This window comes from Methylophilus sp. 13 (assembly GCF_015354335.1).
In the GTDB taxonomy this organism is placed as follows: Bacteria; Pseudomonadota; Gammaproteobacteria; order Burkholderiales; family Methylophilaceae; genus Methylophilus; species Methylophilus glucosoxydans.
Genome location: NZ_JADKYR010000001.1, coordinates 828,242 through 846,474 on the forward strand (window position 1 = coordinate 828,242; position 18,233 = coordinate 846,474).

Below are 18,233 nucleotides of genomic sequence, written 5' to 3' on the forward strand. Positions count from 1 at the left end.
TATCACTCACATCGACAGGAGCCCACCACCATGAAATGGACTGACAGCCAGCGTATCGCTGAAGAGCTGTATGATCAATTCCCCGAGATTGACCCCAAAACCATCCGCTTTACCGACCTCATGCAATGGGTGATGGATTTGGAAGACTTTGATGATGAGCCCTCCCGCTGCGGCGAAAAAATCCTGGAGGCGATTCAACTGGCCTGGATAGAAGAAGCCGAATAAATGATTCCATTGCTGCCAGCGTCGATTTTCAAAGCCTACGACATCCGTGGCATTGTCGGCGACACATTGACAGAAGAGATTGTGCAGCAGATTGGCCTGGCGCTGGGCTCTTTGGCACAGGCACGCGGCGAGCAGAGTGTCTGCGTGGGCTATGATGGCCGCTTATCCAGCCCGGCACTGGCCACTGCCTTGAGTGCAGGGCTGATGCAAACGGGCGTCAATGTGCTGAATCTGGGCATGATCACTACGCCCATGCTGTATTTTGCAACGCATTACCTTGCCCAAACGCACAGTGGCGTCATGATCACCGGCAGCCATAACCCACCGCAATACAATGGCCTCAAAATGGTGATTGCGGGCGAGACGCTCAGTAGCGAAGCCATCCAGGCCCTCAAGCACAGCATCATGCAGCAGCAGTTTTACCAGCCCGACCAAGCTGGCAATCAAACCAGCTACGATATTTATCCCGCCTATCAGGCAGCCATTGTGTCGGATATCCAGCTCGCACGCCCCATGCGAGTGGTCATCGACTGCGGCAACGGTGTCGCCGGCGCCTACGCGCCCGCCATACTCCAGGCATTAGGCTGCGAGGTCGAGCCGCTGTTTTGTGAGGTCGATGGTCACTTCCCCAACCACCACCCAGACCCGGTGGAAGCCAAAAACTTGCAGGACGTCATCCACGCCTTGCAAGGCGGCACCGCCGAAATCGGGATCGCGTTTGATGGCGATGGCGACCGTCTGGGCGTGGTCACCCGATCCGGGCAAATCATCCGTAGCGACCGCCAGCTCATGTTGTTTGTAGAGGATATACTCAGCCAGCAACCAGGCAGCCAAGTGGTGTTTGATGTCAAATCCAGCCGCCATCTCGCGCCCTGGATACGCCAACATGGGGGTAAACCGGTGATCTGGAAAACCGGCCACTCGCTGATGAAAGCCAAAATCAAGGAAACGGGTGCCGCCATCGGTGGTGAGCTCTCGGGTCATTTGTTTTTTAATGACTGTGTCGCGGGTACCCCGCGCTGGTTTGGTTTTGATGATGGCCTGTATAGCGCGGCACGCCTGCTCGAACTGGTGAGCCGCAGCCCCGATGCCAACGCCGTGCTAGAAGCCCTGCCAGACAGCCTCAACACGCCAGAACTGCAAATCGCCATGCAAGAAGGCGAGCCACATGCCTTTATTGCGCAACTGCAACAAGCCGCGCAATTTCCGGGCGCAGTAGAAGTGATCACCATCGATGGCTTGCGCGTTGAGTATGCCGATGGCTTTGGTTTGATTCGCGCCTCAAACACCACACCCGTGTTGACCTTGCGCTTTGAGGCCGATGACAATGCGGCCTTAACCCGCATTCAACAGACATTCAAACAACGGCTACTCAGCGCTCACCCAGACTTGAAAATCCCTTTTTGAGCCTCCATTGAATGAGCATGCGACATGCCACTCAAAAAAACCATCTCCGCGGGCGCAGCCTGCTTTACACCCTGCTCTGGCTGGGGCTAGCTGCACTGATCTGGTTTCTGGTAGACCGCGTACAACACCCCAACACCCTGGAACAACTCGGCCAGCAAAAAGTGGTGACGCTCAAGCGCGGCACCGACGGCCATTACAGTGCCGAAGCCCTTATTAATGGCGAACGGGTACGCGTTCTGGTGGATACCGGAGCCACCGGTGTCGCCATCTCACAAAATGTGGCAGACCGCTTGGGTCTGGTCAGCCATGACGCGATTAGCACCCACACTGCCAACGGCACGGCGGTCGCTTATTTGGTCAGGCTTAAAACCGTGCAACTGGGTGGCGTCGTCGCCCATGATGTCGCCGCGACGATTTCGCCTGGACTGGAAGGCGATGCCCTGCTCGGCATGAGCTTTTTAGGCAGAATGGATGTGCGCTTATACCAAGGCACCATGACCATTCAGAACGCAGAATAAGGCTGCTATTAAATTTCAAGCTATTTTCTGTAGCCGAATTCGAGCACAAACCACTGCGGATGCATCCCTGCCAACGGCTCCCTCAGCTTGGCCAATTCGGCTTCTGTCCCATGCACTTCAATCCGCACCAACTTAGACACTTCCCCCATCTCGTGCAAAATCGGCCGCAGGTTTTCGATGTGCGCCAACAGCGCTTCTGCATTGGTGAACCCTTCGCGGCAATGGGCCAAGTCACCGTGAAAGCTAAAGCCGTAATACAGGCAACCAGGCTCACGGGATGACCAGCTCACATATTTTTCGCAAATCGCCCGAAAGGCAGAAGCCTGGCCAGGCTGGATTTCAAAGTAGGGAGAGACGGAGACACAGGAATCGGTAGTGGCCATAGGATGAAACCAAATGATTGAATAATCGCGTGATTAATTGGCGAGTTCGGCGCCTTCAACCACGACCCGGAAAAACTGCAAATCGGCCTGGTCGATGATGCGGACACCGGTGGCCACTGAACCGCGCCGACCGGGGGCAATGCCGCCCGTAATCAACATCGAACGCGTCTGGTTGACCATGCGGCCACGGCTGTCGTATTGCAGCATGCGTACTTGCACGCGCCCCACCGGCACATTGCTGTTATTTTGCACGGCAGCGTAAACCATGCCGGTATCATCAGCCAGCGGACCAGCAGGCAAATAGCGGCCAGGGTTGCGTGGCAAATCGAGTCGCATGGCTCTTGCCGCAGCCTCTTTGCCGATTTCGGAATCTGAACTTGCCGCCAGTTGATAATGCTGCAACGCCAGGGCGGTTTCGCCACGCCCTTCAGCAATCTGCCCAAGCAAGGCATAGCCTGGCGCCGTTGGTAACAAGGCGTTGGCTTTTTTCAAAAAGGATTCCGCCTGCTCTTTTTTACCGGCATTAAACAGGGCAATGCCACTTTGCACATAGGGCTTGAAGTAGTCCGGTTGCATCTGGATGGCTTTGTCGTAAAACGCCAGCGCTTCGGTAGTATTTTTCTTGGTGAGGGCAATATCCCCCAGCAGCTCCTCGAAACGCGCTTCGCGCGGCTCAATGCTGATGGCTTTTTTCGCCAAAGTTTTTGCTTTTTCGGTATCGCCTTTTTGCAAGGCCTCTTTGCCTTCATCGTAGGCTTTATAAGCCTCGCGCGTCGCCATTAGTTTGGCGACTTTTTGTGCATAAATCTCTTTCCCCATCTCACCGCCAGTGCCCAGCTCAGCCAAGGTTTTTTCGTTGAGATCGACACGCTCTTGCGAAGGCGGGTGGCTGGCAAACAAGCCGGACAGAAAATCCTGCCGTTTGCCCTGACTGAGCCGGACAAAGGTCTCTTGCAGCGTCACCGCCGCAGCAGGGTCATAACCGGCAAGCTTCATATACTTCATGCCATAGTGATCTGCCTCGGACTCAGCCTCACGGCCATATTTGCTCGTGATCAGTTGCCCGCCCAATTGCGCGCCACCGACCACCAGATTGGCATAATTGGAGTCACGCGTGGCCAGGCCCACCGCCAGCATGGCCCCTTGCATAAAGATGCCACGCTCCATGCCTTTGGCACCATGCCTGGCCGCCGCGTGCACAATTTCATGGCCCAACACAGCCGCCAGTTCAGCTTCGCTGTGCAATTCGTATAACAGGCCCCGGTTAAACGCAATTTTGCCACCCGGCATGGCCCAGGCATTGGGCACTGAGTCATTGAGCACCACAAACTCATAGGGCAAATCCGGGCGGTCAGACACCGCGGCTAACCGCTGGCCGACTTGCTGCACATAGCGTGTCAGCTCAGGATCCAGCGTATAGTCGCCGCCTTGCGATTGACGCGCCGGGCTATAGTTTTGCTGGCCAATCTGGATTTCCTTGTCTTGCGAGACAAACTGGAACTCCCGCTCTTTGGTGACCGGATTCACCCCGCAAGCCAGCAGGCCTGCAGATACTATCAGCGGACAAAGAATGCTTTTTTTGATCATGTTCACGCCACGGTTCCCTGTGCAGCCTTTGCTTAAGTAATCACCGTAGGTTGCTGTCTACCAGTCAGCTGTGGCAACTGCGAAATCTGATGCGAGACCGTAATCAGTTCTGCCAATGCCTCCTGGGCATCGAGCTGTTGCTGAGCCAGGTCTTGCGTAAAGGCCTCCAGATAAACGCGGATGGTGGCACCTTCAGTGCCGGTGCCGGATAAACGGATCACCACCCGTGAGCCGCAGGCAAACAGAATGCGCAAGCCCTGGCCAGTGCTGACAGAGCCATCGACGGGGTCGGTATAACTGAAGTCATCCACCGTGTTCACGGTGTAGCTGCCAAACACCTGACCAGGCAAGCTGGCAAACTGGGCCTTGATATGTGCCATCACAGCATTGGCCTGCTCGGTGGGCACGCCTTCGTAGTCATGGCGAGAATACACATTGCGGCCATAGGTTTGCCAATGTTTGCGCACCAGTGACTCAACGCTCTCACCAGTGGCGGCCAGCAGATTCAACCAGCACAACACCGCCCACAAGCCATCTTTTTCGCGGACATGGTCACTGCCGGTACCAAAGCTTTCTTCACCACACAAGGTCACGCGGCCAGCATCCATCAGGTTGCCAAAAAACTTCCAGCCGGTGGGCGTTTCGTAACAAGCGATGCCCAATTTGGCGGCCACGCGGTCTACGGCACCACTGGTTGGCATCGAACGGGCGACGCCAGACAAGCCTTTGGCATAAGCAGGAATCAACTTGGCATTGGCGGCAATCAGGGCCAGGCTGTCAGACGGCGTGACAAAAAAGTGATTGCCCAGAATCATGTTGCGATCCCCGTCGCCATCAGAAGCCGCTGCAAAATCCGGGGCCTGTGCGCCATACGCCACTTTGACCAGGTCTTCGGCATAGGTCAGGTTAGGGTCCGGATGGCCGCCCCCAAAGTTTTCGGAGACTTCGCAATTCATGAGGCTGTCTGCAGATGCGCCCAGGCGATTGCCCAAAATCTCCTTGGCATATGGCCCGGTCACGGCATGCATGGCATCAAACGTCAGCCGATGCCCCGCGGCCAGCCAGCGCTTGATGGCAGCAAAATCAAACATGCTTTCCATCAGTTCAGCATAGTCACTCACCGCATCTATCACTTCAACCACGAAGCCATCCAGGGTGGTGACACCGATACTGGAGAGATCCACCTCTGGCAAGTCGGCCAGTTTGTATTGGCTGATTTGTTTGCTATTGGCAAAAATGGCATCGGTGATTTTTTCCGGTGCCGGGCCGCCGTTGCTGGTGTTGTATTTGATGCCAAAATCGTCATCCGGTCCGCCTGGATTATGACTGGCAGAAAGAATAATGCCGCCAAAAGTCTGGTATTTGCGGATCAGATGAGAAGCCGCCGGTGTAGACAGAATACCGTGCTGGCCGACCAGCACTTTACCAAAGCCGTTGGCAGCCGCCATTTTGATAATGATCTGGATCGCTTCTTTATTAAAGTAGCGGCCATCCCCGCCCAGCGTCAAGGTCGCATTGGCAGGAATCTCCAGCGTATCAAAAATACTTTGCACAAAGTTTTGCAGGTAGTGTGGCTGTTGAAACACGCGCACTTTTTTGCGCAAGCCAGAGGTCCCGGGTTTTTGATCAGAAAAAGCTTGTGTAGCGACAGTTTGAATCGACATGATATGGGCTTCGTGAAATGTAAAAAAATCTAAGCTTGATTGTATTACAAATTGATGGCAGTTTTGTGTGCGGCGGGATTTCTCCTTCTCCGCATGATTCAGGCTGCGCGATGACGCAGACTAAAATACAGCAGCGACAACGCGGCCACATGGCCCACCGGCAACCACAAGGCATTAAAATGCCAGCGCATAAAGCTGCAGGCGCCCAATACCCCGCCACAAACAAACCCGCCTATCAGCAACAAATACAGTGTGAGCCGGCGCTTATCCACGGCCTTGCCGCGCAAGCGCAAGCCCAGTGCAATGCCGATATCGGTAAACAGGCCCGAGACATGCGTGGTGCGCACCACGGCGCCACTATAGGTGCTGGTCATGGCATTTTGCAAGCCGCAAGCAGCCGAGGCCAGCCACTGTCCGCTGTGCCAGCCCGTATTCAATAGCAGGATAGCAGCGGCCAACAAGCCGGCCTCCAGCCATAACGCCCAATGATACTGGTGCCCGAGCTTGAGTGCCTCATGCCCGATGATGACACCACTGAGCATGGCGCCCAGCAAAAAAAACAGCATCACGCAAAGCAAGTGCAAGGCCTGCAACCCGTCGCCCTGCATGATTTCAATGGAGAAAAAAGTCGAAATCCCGGTGAGATGCGACACCGCCTGATGTCTGAAGCCTAATACCCCCACCGCATTAATAAAGCCGGCGTTCAATGCCATTAAAAACCCGCCCCACTCTACCCAGCGTGGCAATCGCTGCATCATATAGACCTCGAATCCTGCATAGACCAGACAGCCTTATTCTACGCCGAGTGAGCGACCTGATTATAAAAACTACGTAAAATCATGAGCCGTTTTTACGGATTCGCTTCAGGTCTGGATTGAAACACCCGCGTATAGTGAGAGTCATACAAATACATCAATCATGATGCATTTAAACAAACACTTAAGGAGACGATTATGTGGACTAAACCAGCTGCAACTGAAATGCGTTTTGGCTTTGAAGTAACAATGTACGTCATGAACAAATAATCAGCGCTTGTCTTAATCACAAGTGAGCTGAACAAAAAACCGCCGGACTCCGGCGGTTTTTTTATGACGGGTAAGTTCGCAGATATCCACGGTCTTTCACCCGAAAAACAATATGCTAGCGCTCAAAGGTGACCGGTTCCGGATGCCTGTTTTTCTGACGCACCACAACGGTTCCCGCAAGTTTGTCATGCCATCCTTGCTTTCGACGGTCGAAAGCCACCCACAGAATCCCCAGGCCCAGCGGAAGACCCGCAAGAAAATAGGACAGATAACGGCCGATGGATTGCCCTGTGGTTAAACTCTGTCCAGTTCTTGCATCGACTACTTTTGCTGAAATAGCCATTTTTCCCGGTGTCGCCTGCTTTGTCAGCCAGAAAATGATCACCGCCACGGCAGGAAACAACCACGACATGATGAAATCCATCGGGCCTTGCAGCATCTTTTGACTGGACCAATAGGACTCGCCATAAAAGGCGGTCAGGATTGGCCAGATAATCACACCCAACAAGCCCGTATCAATGAGCGAAGCCCCGACACGCGCCCAAAAACCAACATACTCCAGTTCATCGACCTGCATGTATTCCCCCTGATAATGATGATTGAATGTTGAGCGCTGGCTAGCCTGCTGACCAACATTATAGCGGCAACGGATAACCATGGACGACTGCAAGCTGACTGGTGGATCTCGCGAGGCAAAAGATGTTTCAGAACAGTTGTGACCATACCAGATTCAGACTCACACCGATCAAAAAAACGGCGAAAATGCGCTTCAAGACCTTGACCGGAAGTCGTCTCGTTAGGGCGACACCCATTGGTGCAAAGAGCATGCTAAAAGGCGTCAGCAGTATCACCGCGGGTAAATACAGCAGGCCAAACGTTTCTGGCGCATGTGCGGTTTGCCGCCAGGCATCTTGCAAATAACTGACCGTACTGGCCAGAGCAATCGGAAAGCCCAATACCGCCGAGGTCCCAATCGCCTGCTTCACCGACACATTGCGCATGGCTAAATAAGGCACCGTCAAGGTTCCGCCGCCAATCGACACCAGCGCAGACACACCGCCTATCAGCAATGACACCAGGCCAATCTCAACCTTGCCTGGCACTTTATGCTGGGTCGGTTTGCGATCCAGAAATAATTGCACCGCCGCAAAAAAAGTAAAGGTGGCAAAAAACAGCGTCAAATACCTGGCATCCAGATGAATCGCCACCAGTGTCGCCAGCAACGACCCCACAAACGCCATCGGCACCATGGCCCACACATAGGGCCAGACAATATTCTGGTTTTTATGATGCGCCAAAATGCTGGACAGCGAGGTAAACACGATGCAAGCCATCGAGGTCGCCAGCGCCATATGAAACGCCGTGTCGGCTGCAAAGCCTTTGGCGACCAAAATGGCATGCAGCATGGGTACCAGCACAATGCCGCCACCAATCCCGAGCAAGCCAGACAAGACACCGACAATCACGCCCATCAGGCAAAACACAGCATATTGTTCAAAAAAAACGGTTAACCAGTCCATAGCAGTTTTTTGAATGATCAGGCCGCACAGTATACCTTCTGAGATTATTTTTTCTTTTGCATCCCTCCTGTTTTGTTTAACTGCCCACGCACTAATTTTTGTTACAATAATCAAATGAACGAGATGGTTGATCAAAAAGCAGGAGGCAAGCGCCCCGGTGCCGGTCGCAAACCGGGCTCTGGCTTATACCAGGAAGCGACAACGGGCATGCGGATGCCTGCCAGCCAACAGGCCGCCATTCGCCAACTGCTGGCCAGCTATGGCCGCAAACAGCGGCAACCATCACCGGACAGCCTGGATAACCCGCAATCTTTTGCGCAACCGGCGCGCGATACGTCAGGCATTGCCTTACCTTTATTTCAGTCCAAAGTGGCGGCAGGCTTCCCCTCGCCTGCGGATGATCATATCGAACAACGGCTGGACCCCAACGAATACCTGATCGATCAGGCAGACACTACATTTTTTGTCACCATACAAGGCGAATCCATGATTGAGGTGGGCCTCATGCCTGGCGATAAAGCCGTGGTGGATAAAAACAAACAGGCGGTGATGGGCGATATTGTGCTGGCGATGATTGATGGCGAATTCACCATCAAAACCCTGTCCAGGCAAAAAAATGGCAAACCACAACTGTTACCTGCCAATGCCTCAGGCAAGTACCGCCCGATTCTGATCGAAGACGACATGCAGTTTGAAATCTGGGGCGTCGTCATTGGCTCATTCAGGCGCTTCAGATAAGTACCTGCAGATCCGTCAAAAAACCCATTCCTGATTAGTCACACATCCGGGCACACTGTGCCCACCGACAGCTGTTTGCTGTGACCCCCTAGCCAGGGTGCACTCGTTTTTTCATCACACTTAAAAAAATCTTGATTATTGTTACAATAAAACTTGATTGCTGTTACAATAATTTCCATGAACGATGAAGACAATACACACGGCGGCAAAAGAGCGGGCGCCGGGCGCAAGTCAGGCACAGGCACCTACCGGGAAGAAACCTCGGTCATGCGCGTGCCTAACAGCCAAAAGCCGGTCATCAGCGACTTTCTGGAGGCCTACGCGAAAAAACAGCGGTTGGCGCAGCTGAAAGACCATCTTGATCGCATTGAAGAATTTACACAGTTATCGGCTGAGCTTGACCAGGTCAGTTTGCCGCTGTTTGAGTCCAAAGTGCCCGCCGGATTACCGTCCCCTGCTGACGACCATGTCGATGCACGCATGGACCCGAATGCCTATCTGATCAACAAGGCCGACAAAACCTTCTTTGTCACGATACAAGGCGAATCCATGATTGAGGTGGGCCTCATGCCTGGCGATAAAGCCGTGATTGAAAAAGACAAGGTGCCCGCTGTGGGCGATATTGTGCTGGCCATGATTGATGGCGAATTTACGGTCAAAACCCTCGCCAAACAAAAAGATGGTATGCCCAAGTTATTACCCGCTAATTCATCAGGAAGATACGCCCCTATCCTGATCTCGCAACACATGCAGTTTGAAATCTGGGGCGTGGTGACTGGTTCTTTTAGAAAGTTTTAATCATGGCACGTCAAAATACCCCTGCTTCTCACTGGACAGATGGCGTTTGCAGAGCAAACGGTATCAATATTCACTACCTGCGCACTGGCGGCAACAAACCGACCATCATTGCCTTGCACGGCCTGGCCGGCAACAGCGTATGCTGGTCACCCATTGCCCGTGCGCTGGAGCAACACTATGACATCATCATGCCGGATGCGCGCGGCCATGGCCAATCCAGCGCGCCCCTGCATGGCTACACCTATCAAGACCACGCCAATGATGTGATTGAGCTGATCCGCACGCTGGGCATCAAATCGCCCTACCTGCTCGGCCACTCCATGGGAGGCATGACTGCGGCCATGGTCGCCAGCAGACTCGGCCTGGCGATCAATGGCGTGATTTTGGCAGACCCGACCTTTCTGAGTGCAGAGTGGCCGCATGAGGTCTATCACCGCCAGCTGGTTGAGCAACATCAACAGATGCTGACTTCCAGCAAAGAAGCATTATTTAAAGCAGACAAGGCGAAACACCGTTTTCGCGCCTCGGCCATTATCGAGCACCTGATAGAAGCCAGACTGCAAACCAGCCTGCAAGCATTTGATGTGCTGATTCCACCGAATCCAGAGTTTGATGAACTGATCCGCAATATTTATGTGCCCACCTTAATGCTGCTTGGCAGCGAAGGCGTGGTCTCGGCGGAAACGGCACGCGCCTTGCACCGCATCAATCCTGATCTGCAATACAAGGTCATTCAGGATGCAGGGCACGGGCTGCCATACGATGAACCCGCCCGTTTGGCGGCAGCGATTCATGCCTTCCTCAAACCAAAAACCGCCGCCAAACCGCGCCTGCAGGCGACACCGGGCATGTTCTCCATGCGCGCAGCCTACGCCTATTAATCAAGCGCGACGTGCAAAGCCGCGATCAGGCTTGCTAACAAGGGGAGTCGCGGCTAGGTGTCTGGTCTGCATGCGCATGCCAGCGCATCCAGCTGAATGTCGTATCAGGCAGCCGTCTTCTATGCTGACGGCCGCCATGCTGATGGGTGAGACATTGAGGCAACATCAAAAACAGCGCGTTGCAAACCGGCAAGAGAGTCATGCGTCGCGCACAAAAAACCCGGTACTAGGCGACCGGGTCTCTTGTCCGTCAGTCAGAACAATTATTTGTTCATGACGTACATGGTTACTTCAAAACCGAAACGCATTTCAGTTGCAGCTGGTTTAGTCCACATGATTGATCTCCTTGTTGTTGTCCCGGGCCGACCCCATGTCTTGCCCGTGTGAAAGTATTATCGACCCGGCGGGCCAAAATCCTGCTATTGCCGATCATGAACAAGGATTAGGGAATTTCATGAAACACACCTCATGCCAATGAACGCGACAGACTGCCCAAGCATGCATGCACGCACCATTGCACTGATTGATGTGAATAACTTTTACGTGAGCTGTGAGCGCGTGTTTAAACCCGCATTGCGCCAACGGCCCGTGGTGGTATTAAGCAATAACGATGGCTGCGTGGTCTCGCGCAGCGCCGAAGCCAAAGCGCTGGGCATCGCCATGGGTGCGCCCTGGTTCCAGATTCGCAAGCAGGCAGAACGCGCTGGCGTCATTGCCTTCTCCTCTAACTATGCCTTGTATGCAGACATGAGCAACCGCGTCATGTCCATCTTGCGTCAGTTCAGTCCGGCACAGGAGATTTACTCCATCGACGAATGCTTTCTGGAGTTGACCGGGTTTACGCGGCGCGATTTGACCGAGTATGCACAAACCTTGCGGCAAACCATCTTGCGCGGCACCGGTTTACCGGTGTGTGTCGGCATAGGCGCCAGCAAAACGCTGGCTAAACTCGCCAATCACTGCGCCAAGCATACCCCTGCCATGCAAGGCGTGTGCAATTTCAACGCCCTGCCGCCGCCTGCGGTAGATGCCCGTCTCGCCGAAATACAGGTGGATGAAGTCTGGGGAATCGGCCGCCGCCTGGCCGCCACGCTGCATGCACGTCCACTAGCGATTCACACCGCCTATGACCTCAAATACAGTGATGCCGAAACCATGCGCAGGCGCTTTAGCGTGGTGATGGAGAAAACCATTCGTGAACTGAATGGCACCGTGTGCCTGGAACTCCAAGAAGTGCGCGGGCCGCAGCAACAGATTTTGAGCACTCGCAGCTTTGGCCAGCCGGTCAGAGAAATCGAAGGCCTGTCTGAAGCGCTGACGTTGTACACGACCCGTGCTGCAGAAAAGTTACGCAAAAAACAGCTGTTTGCTGGCAGTGTCTATGTGTATATCCGCACCAGCCCCTTCCGCGAGGACAGCCGCTTTTACAGCAATGCCCTCACCGTGCCACTACCGGTGGCCACGCACGATACCCGGCAACTGGTCAAAGCGGCACTCTGGGCACTCAGGCGCATTTACCAGCCCGGACACGACTATGCCAAAGCCGGCGTGTCCTTGGGCGAATTGGTGCCTGCGCAGGCGATACAACAGGATTTGTTTCATTCAAGCCCGCAAGCAGACAACACTGCGCGGCTGATGCAGGCCATGGACGCAATTAACCGCAAAATGGGCAGAGCCACCTTGCGGCTGGCAAGCGAAGGCCGGCAACAGCCCTGGCAAATGAAGCAAATGCGCAAGAGCCCGAGTTATACGACCAACTGGAAAGACCTGCTGTGTGTGGATTGAGAGTAGAGACTTAACAAATAAAAGCTGAGCTTATCAGCTTGTTAACTGGCATCAATCAGCCCATGTTTCATGGCCAGCCTGACCATTTCTACCGGGCTGTTCACAGAGAGCTTCTGCTTGATCAGGGTGTAGTAATTGGCCACGGTTTTTTGGCTGATTTTCAGCATGTCTGCCACCTCATCCGCCCGTTTGCCCTCGGCCAGCAGCCGAAACACCTCAAACTCTCGTGACGTCAGCTGTTGGAGCGGATTACTGTCGCCCACCAGGGTTTGTAACGCGACTTTCTGCGCCACATCCTGACTTAAAAACGTGCGCCCTTTGGACACATCCAGCACGGCTTGTACCAGGTCTTCAGCCACGCCAGTTTTAGTCACATAGCCTTTGACGCCGGTTTTGAGCGCCTGCGCGGCAAACGAAACGGCCTCATGCATAGAGAAAATGACGATCCTGGCTTGCGGGTAGCGCTGCAAAATACGCTTGGCGGCTTCTAGCCCGCCCATGCCTGGCATGGAGATATCCATGAGCATCACATCAGGCATGACCTCACCATACACCTGATAAGCCTGTTCGCCCGTATCCGCCTCAGCGATAATTTCTATCGACTTGTGGCTTTCAAGCAGGCGCCTTAACCCTGATCGCACCACTGTGTGATCATCTACCAACACCACCTTGACTGTCATACCGCTGCTTCCTGAAATGCTTCTGTCATCTGAAAATGGATTTCTATGCGCGTCCCCTGACCAGGCGCCGTATGAATATGCATGCGCCCCATCAAGCCCTCTACCCGCTCTTGCATCCCGGCCAAGCCGTACCCGCGCGTTTGCAACTGCGGATCAAAGCCCCGTCCGTCATCCTCCACCATCAGGTAAAGGCCGTTGTCCATCTCCTTCACCTCAATCGTCACCCGTGTCGCGGCGGCGTGCTTGCTGATATTGGTCAAACACTCCTGCAAAATGCGGTACACCGTCACCGACAGCGCTTCATCCGGCTGCGACAAATGGTTAGATATCTGATTCACCACCATAATGCCGCGATTGCGGTCGCGCCAGTGATGAATCAACTCCGCCAGCGCCAGGCTCAACCCCAATTCATCCAGCACACGCGGACGCAAGCGCGACAAAATATCCTGTATCGTCACCATCATTTGCCGCGTAATCTGCGCAATCGCCTGCGCACTCTCCCGCGCCGAGCTGAGCTTTTTCGCCGCCACCAGCGCACTCGCATCCACATGCACCGCAGTCAAATACTGACCAATCTCATCATGCAAATCGCGCGCAAGTTTTTTACGCTCTTCTTCCTGCAAATGAATAATCTGCTGGGTCAAGCGGTGATTGTTGCGAATGCTTTGTTCAAGCGTGCTCGCCATACTGTTGAACTTGTCGCTAATCTCACTTAACTCCACCTGCTCAAAACCCGGCAAGCGGCTCTGGTATTCACCGCGCTCAATCTGATTCAAGCCATGAATAATCTGCTTAACCGGCTTAAACGTCGCCCGCACCGTCCAATACACAAACAGCAGCACACTCAAGCCAAACAAACTCACAATCGCGAGCAAGCCAGACGTATCATCCCAAATCTCGCGCAACTCAAAACTAGGGTCCGGCGTAATCACCAACTCGCCAATAAAGCGGCCGTTCAAAATGATATTTTTGCGCTTGGGCTCATTCAGCACACTAGAAATATCCAGCAACTTCACAAACCATTTGGGGGGGTCTTCCCCGCTATGCGCCATGCGCGTACTTCGGTTAGATTCGCGCAACCGGCCATTGTTATCGTAAAAATCCACCTTCAAATGGCGGATATTCTTCAACTCCTCCAGCCGGAAGATCTGAATCCCCTCTTGCTGGTTATGCTGCAACCAGCCAAAGTCCGTCATGTAATGGGCAATCTCCGCATCCAGCAAATGCATCACCAGATTACTGGTCGACTGCACCTCCGCCAGCACATCCTCGCGCGCGTTTTTAACCACCGACACAGCCCACGTCAGCAACAACCCAAGCAATAACAGGGTAATAATCAGATTGAGTTTGAATTGAAGGCTGAGAGATTTCATCATGCTAGGGGGATTTTAAAGAGTATTCACCAAAAACATTCGGGAATTTTTCCCTATTCATTCGTACAGCAAGAAATTATCAAGGCGTGGGGTCACATGGTCGATTGTAGCGCCTAACAAAAAACTTGCCAGCTCACAACAAAGACCTATTGGACGGATTGCTTCTTGCTCAAGCCAAACTAGAAGGCCTGGAACTGTTCTCGGCAGACTCGGCTTTTGATGAAAATGCCATTAAAAGGTATGGTTTGTTGTGTAGAGCTGATAGAAGTTGACGCAGTTAAGGTTGTATTTTAGGATGGTCTAAAAATTAATAACAGCTTGAAAATGTTAAATAAAAACCTTAAACCTTCAATCAAAAAAGCATCAATGCCGGAAAGTTTTGCGTCATTTAGGATGCCTACTGTACGTTAGGGTTTATGTTCAGTTTATTTAGGAAAAAGTCGCCCAACCTCTTGGCTCTCCAGCAACTTGAGCGGATTGAGGCTGAAATGAGGCGCATTGGCTTTTGGACAGATACTCCACCACAGCTAGAAGCAATTGAGTCCGGGCAAGTCTTCCCGACTTTCGAACAATGGCTCCAATGTGTTTTTTTACCTAAAGCAAGAGAGGACGCAAAAAAAGGTAAATCCCAGAAAAATTACGAGTTAGGACTACAGGCCATGCGAGAGTATGACTATCATTCGCGGATAGAAGAAGCCCACCCACTAATGTGCCTACTTAGAGACTATGATAAATTAGGCAAAAATCATGGTTCGAGAAATTAACCCTAACCCATCATTCAAGCGGGACGCCTAACGGCACCCCTTAATTCAAACGTTAGAGCTTAGGTACAAAGATTTGAGACTTATAAAAGCAACGCTGATACTAATATCTTTTGTTTTATTGGTTTGGCTCATTTTTTTTCCATATTGGCATTTTTATTGGGCAACAACTTGTGCTGTTTTATTTCTACCAGCAATGGTTATAGCAAACCTAATTTTCAAAAACACATTTGAAATTAGAGAGCCTAAGTTTAAGCCTTTGCTTAGTAGCCGCATAAATCTGTTCGACCCTCTCTTTATAAGCACTTTGGGTTTGGCGTTGATTTTTGCTTACCCTGTACCATATGGTTTTCAAATACTAAATTTTTTACACTTTTTTATTTTGGCGACGATTATTTTTTGTATTCTTACTGCGGTTATATGGGTGTGCTTTCGAGGGCATGGTAACTTGTCGTCAATTGCAGGCCTCATGATTTTTTATTCTCTTTTTCTAACTGGCTATCTTAACGAAATAGGTCCAATATCTACTGAGGTTGTTTCAAAAGGTTTGATAACAGAAAAATTTAAACAAATCAAAGGCCTTGGTAATACATTCGTGATCGGAACCAACACTATGAAAAATCGAGTTGGGGTTACTAAATCCGACTATGAAAAATACGCTATCGGAATGGAGGCATGCGCAAAAAATGTGACGGGTTGGCTTGGTATAACCACTAGAACATTTATCGAATGTAATACCGCTCTAACCCCTCCATCAAGCGGGACGCGCTAAAGCACGCCCCTTATGTCAAACGTTAGCCATATCAATAGGAGAGCACATAGGAGTGAGCAAAATCAGCCCCGCAGCAACCAAATTACGCAAGTAGTAAACGTTGTGACCGGAAGAGATTTGGGGTCTTCGAAAACCCCTAGCAAGAGAATTACAAACATTAAACCAGCCAATACTGAGCAAAAGGAGGGCCGTAGCCATGAGAAATATTGTCATTAAAGTGAAAGTCAATCTGGAAGTAAAGGGGGCTGCTGGGGTACTGTGCTTGCTACTGGGTGTGTGTGGCGTACACCATGCTCAACCCTATGTGCTTTTAAACAATGTCTAACCCATCCATCAAGAGGGACTGGCGAAAGCAATCTTCGATGAACCAATTTTCAATAACGAGGGTTGAGCCACCATTGTCGCCAGCCCCTTATGTCAAACGTTATTAGGCCACAAATGGACTCAATACGGTTTCGTCAACTGAGGAAGCGCGACTACCGCGACCCGAAAGATTTCTTAAAGAGGCTGCGGTCTGCGGAGCTGGTTCTCAAGCAAGTCGAAGACGAAAAGGTTCGACGTTTGCGCACACAGGGATTGAAGGAGTGGCGCGAAACTCGTGTAGCCGCACTCTTCTGTCACGGCTATGGGGAGAGGATCGGTCAGAAGATCTTTTTCTCAAAGGGAGAGTTCGAGGACGCGGACTGCGTGGCGTTTTGGGCGAACGGCGAAGAAATGCATTTTGCTCCAGTTCAAATCAAGGAGGTCGCGCCCAAGGACCTAAACAGCAAGGCCGAGTTACAAGACGTATTGAACTCACTTGGAAAGTACTCGGGAACGAATGACCTAACGGTTATCATCCACTTAAACCAGCAAGTTCGGTTCAATCCCCATGAACTAGCAATACCACCCAGCCTGAACATTTCCGCGCTTTGGCTACTAGCGTGTGTATCTCCAGACCAGTCAAAATGGGCCATATGGGGAAACTATCTTGACACGCCAGAGAAAAGTGAATTCCTCTACCCAACGTGAGCATTTCGGCTCGTACGCGTGGGCAACGAGTTGCCCACCCTACAGACTGGCAGTCGAGCAGCCCACGTAGGGCGTACCCATACACGGTACGCCGCATATTGTGGTGATGCAGAATAAAAAGCAACAATCACCTACCAAGGTTAATGAATCACCACCCCCCAAGGTAAACTCCCCACTGCAATATCCTTAAGCTTGGCATTGGTTTGGGTATCAATCACTGAGACATTATTACTGCGACCGTTGGCGACATAGAGTTTTTTGCCGTCCGGCGTGAGAGCCATATTCCAAGGGCGTTGGCCGACAGGGATGGTGGCGATGACTTCGCGGGTGGCGGTATCGATCACGCTGAGGTTGTGGTCGCCGCCATTGCTGACATAAATACGGCTGCCATCGGCATTGACCTTAACGCCGTTGGAGCGCAGGCCGACCTTGATATTGGCTTGCACTTTCCAGTCGGCGGTGGAGACGATCTCTAGCAGGCTGGCGGCTTCATTTGCCACATAAGCCCATTTGCCATCGGGGCTAAAATCGACGCCGCGCGGGTGTTTGGTGGATGCGATCAGGTGTTCTGACTTGAGCATGTTGAGGTTAATCACATCGACATTGTTGCTTTCTTCATTGCTGGCAAGCAGCCATTGCTGGTCGGGTGAAAACACGCAATGCTCGGGGTTTTTGCCCTGGGTTTTGATGGTGTGTTTGAGCTTGTTGGTTTGCAGGTCTACCAGCGAGACCGCGTTTTCTTCTTCCAGGCAGGCGGCCAGCAATTTTCCGTCGGGTGAAATATCAATGCCTTCTGGTTCGTCGCCGACTTTGATCAGGGCAGTTTGTTTGCCCAGCTTGGTGTCTACCACCGAGACGGCATTTTTATCGCGCACAACGACGTAGAGTTTTTGGTTGCTGGGGTGGATGGCGGCAGCCTGCACTTTTTTGCCGAGCTTGCCTTTGTTCGGCAGGGTGTTGATGACTTCGTCGGTGCTGGTGTCAATCACCGAGACCGTGCCGTCTTTTTCGTTGGGGACATAAGCGAGCGGCTGGGCGCTGAGAGTGAGGCTGGCTAGCAGGCCTGCGGTGAGGGTCAACAATCGAGCGTATTGCATAGAGCATC

At 52.4% G+C, this 18,233-nt stretch carries 22 protein-coding genes; 12 read left to right on the plus strand and 10 right to left on the minus strand.

The annotated features are described in order from the left end of the window. Window positions 1-30: 30 nt before the first annotated feature. Genes iscX through INP77_RS03820 form a run of 3 tightly spaced genes read left to right on the plus strand, consistent with a single transcriptional unit; the run spans window position 31 to window position 2,150 of the window. Complete coding sequence (iscX, locus tag INP77_RS03810; RefSeq protein WP_194747352.1) at window positions 31-225, plus strand: Fe-S cluster assembly protein IscX; 195 nt, start codon at window positions 31-33, stop codon at window positions 223-225. Then, the gene (locus INP77_RS03815; protein WP_194747353.1) at window positions 226-1,632 is read left to right on the plus strand and encodes a phosphomannomutase/phosphoglucomutase; all 1,407 of its coding nucleotides are present in this window, start codon (window positions 226-228) and stop codon (window positions 1,630-1,632) included. It begins immediately after the preceding gene. 11 nt (window positions 1,633-1,643) lie between these two features. Beyond that, window positions 1,644-2,150 carry a TIGR02281 family clan AA aspartic protease gene (locus INP77_RS03820; RefSeq protein ID WP_194747354.1) on the plus strand — a complete coding sequence of 169 codons (507 nt, stop codon included), beginning with the start codon at window positions 1,644-1,646 and terminating at the stop codon, window positions 2,148-2,150. Window positions 2,151-2,170: 20 nt separating this feature from the next. Here the strand turns inward: INP77_RS03820 and INP77_RS03825 are convergent, their stop codons facing one another. The 4 genes from INP77_RS03825 to INP77_RS03840 form a co-directional block, all read right to left on the minus strand. Then, window positions 2,171-2,533 (minus strand): putative quinol monooxygenase, encoded by a 363-nt coding sequence (locus tag INP77_RS03825; protein WP_194747355.1) that lies wholly within the window; start codon window positions 2,531-2,533, stop codon window positions 2,171-2,173. Between the two features lie 33 nt (window positions 2,534-2,566). After that, window positions 2,567-4,120, minus strand: a complete 1,554-nt coding sequence (locus INP77_RS03830) for a M48 family metalloprotease (protein ID WP_194747562.1) — start codon at window positions 4,118-4,120, stop codon at window positions 2,567-2,569. A gap of 32 nt (window positions 4,121-4,152) precedes the next feature. Next, on the minus strand, window positions 4,153-5,784 hold the full coding sequence (locus INP77_RS03835) for an alpha-D-glucose phosphate-specific phosphoglucomutase (RefSeq protein WP_194747356.1): 1,632 nt from the start codon (window positions 5,782-5,784) through the stop codon (window positions 4,153-4,155). Between the two features lie 98 nt (window positions 5,785-5,882). Further along, window positions 5,883-6,542, minus strand: coding sequence for a YoaK family protein (locus INP77_RS03840; protein ID WP_194747357.1), 660 nt, complete (start codon window positions 6,540-6,542; stop codon window positions 5,883-5,885). 195 nt (window positions 6,543-6,737) lie between these two features. Between INP77_RS03840 and pqqA (INP77_RS03845) the strand changes: the two genes are divergently transcribed. Then, window positions 6,738-6,809: a pyrroloquinoline quinone precursor peptide PqqA gene (gene pqqA / locus INP77_RS03845; protein WP_081624291.1), complete on the plus strand. Its 72-nt coding sequence runs from the start codon at window positions 6,738-6,740 to the stop codon at window positions 6,807-6,809. Between the two features lie 115 nt (window positions 6,810-6,924). Here the strand turns inward: pqqA (INP77_RS03845) and INP77_RS03850 are convergent, their stop codons facing one another. Together INP77_RS03850 and INP77_RS03855 are read right to left on the minus strand one after the other, a co-directional pair. After that, window positions 6,925-7,467: an RDD family protein gene (locus INP77_RS03850; RefSeq protein ID WP_228518676.1), complete on the minus strand. Its 543-nt coding sequence runs from the start codon at window positions 7,465-7,467 to the stop codon at window positions 6,925-6,927. A gap of 46 nt (window positions 7,468-7,513) precedes the next feature. Beyond that, entirely contained in the window at window positions 7,514-8,329 is an 816-nt protein-coding gene (locus INP77_RS03855) for a sulfite exporter TauE/SafE family protein (protein ID WP_194747358.1), read from the minus strand. 114 nt (window positions 8,330-8,443) lie between these two features. Between INP77_RS03855 and INP77_RS03860 the strand changes: the two genes are divergently transcribed. From INP77_RS03860 to INP77_RS03870, 3 genes are all read left to right on the plus strand, one after another. Beyond that, entirely contained in the window at window positions 8,444-9,067 is a 624-nt protein-coding gene (locus tag INP77_RS03860) for a LexA family transcriptional regulator (protein WP_194747359.1), read from the plus strand. A 177-nt stretch (window positions 9,068-9,244) separates the two neighbouring features. Beyond that, complete coding sequence (locus INP77_RS03865; protein ID WP_194747360.1) at window positions 9,245-9,865, plus strand: LexA family transcriptional regulator; 621 nt, start codon at window positions 9,245-9,247, stop codon at window positions 9,863-9,865. 2 nt (window positions 9,866-9,867) lie between these two features. Then, on the plus strand, window positions 9,868-10,746 hold the full coding sequence (locus tag INP77_RS03870) for an alpha/beta fold hydrolase (protein ID WP_194747362.1): 879 nt from the start codon (window positions 9,868-9,870) through the stop codon (window positions 10,744-10,746). A 263-nt stretch (window positions 10,747-11,009) separates the two neighbouring features. On the opposite strand, the gene pqqA (INP77_RS15015) is transcribed toward INP77_RS03870, so the two are convergent. Beyond that, window positions 11,010-11,081, minus strand: a complete 72-nt coding sequence (gene pqqA / locus INP77_RS15015) for a pyrroloquinoline quinone precursor peptide PqqA (protein WP_081624291.1) — start codon at window positions 11,079-11,081, stop codon at window positions 11,010-11,012. 133 nt (window positions 11,082-11,214) lie between these two features. On the opposite strand from pqqA (INP77_RS15015), the gene INP77_RS03880 reads away from it, so the two are divergent. Continuing rightward, window positions 11,215-12,531, plus strand: a complete 1,317-nt coding sequence (locus INP77_RS03880) for a Y-family DNA polymerase (RefSeq protein ID WP_228518677.1) — start codon at window positions 11,215-11,217, stop codon at window positions 12,529-12,531. Window positions 12,532-12,572: 41 nt separating this feature from the next. On the opposite strand, the gene INP77_RS03885 is transcribed toward INP77_RS03880, so the two are convergent. After that, entirely contained in the window at window positions 12,573-13,211 is a 639-nt protein-coding gene (locus INP77_RS03885; RefSeq protein ID WP_194747364.1) for a response regulator transcription factor, read from the minus strand. Continuing rightward, window positions 13,208-14,587: an ATP-binding protein gene (locus INP77_RS03890; RefSeq protein ID WP_194747366.1), complete on the minus strand. Its 1,380-nt coding sequence runs from the start codon at window positions 14,585-14,587 to the stop codon at window positions 13,208-13,210. Before INP77_RS03890 ends, INP77_RS03885 begins: the two co-directional genes overlap by 4 nt. Window positions 14,588-15,000: 413 nt before the next feature. Here INP77_RS03890 and INP77_RS03895 point away from each other — a divergent pair, with 413 nt between their 5' ends. From INP77_RS03895 to INP77_RS03905, 4 genes are all read left to right on the plus strand, one after another. Further along, window positions 15,001-15,348 (plus strand): YqcC family protein, encoded by a 348-nt coding sequence (locus tag INP77_RS03895; protein WP_194747367.1) that lies wholly within the window; start codon window positions 15,001-15,003, stop codon window positions 15,346-15,348. A 73-nt stretch (window positions 15,349-15,421) separates the two neighbouring features. Continuing rightward, entirely contained in the window at window positions 15,422-16,117 is a 696-nt protein-coding gene (locus tag INP77_RS03900) for a hypothetical protein (RefSeq protein ID WP_194747369.1), read from the plus strand. Between the two features lie 196 nt (window positions 16,118-16,313). Continuing rightward, window positions 16,314-16,442 (plus strand): hypothetical protein, encoded by a 129-nt coding sequence (locus INP77_RS14960; protein WP_255521176.1) that lies wholly within the window; start codon window positions 16,314-16,316, stop codon window positions 16,440-16,442. A gap of 89 nt (window positions 16,443-16,531) precedes the next feature. After that, entirely contained in the window at window positions 16,532-17,128 is a 597-nt protein-coding gene (locus INP77_RS03905; protein ID WP_194747371.1) for a hypothetical protein, read from the plus strand. 140 nt (window positions 17,129-17,268) lie between these two features. Here the strand turns inward: INP77_RS03905 and INP77_RS03910 are convergent, their stop codons facing one another. Beyond that, window positions 17,269-18,225, minus strand: a complete 957-nt coding sequence (locus INP77_RS03910; protein WP_194747373.1) for a beta-propeller fold lactonase family protein — start codon at window positions 18,223-18,225, stop codon at window positions 17,269-17,271. Window positions 18,226-18,233 lie beyond the last annotated feature (8 nt).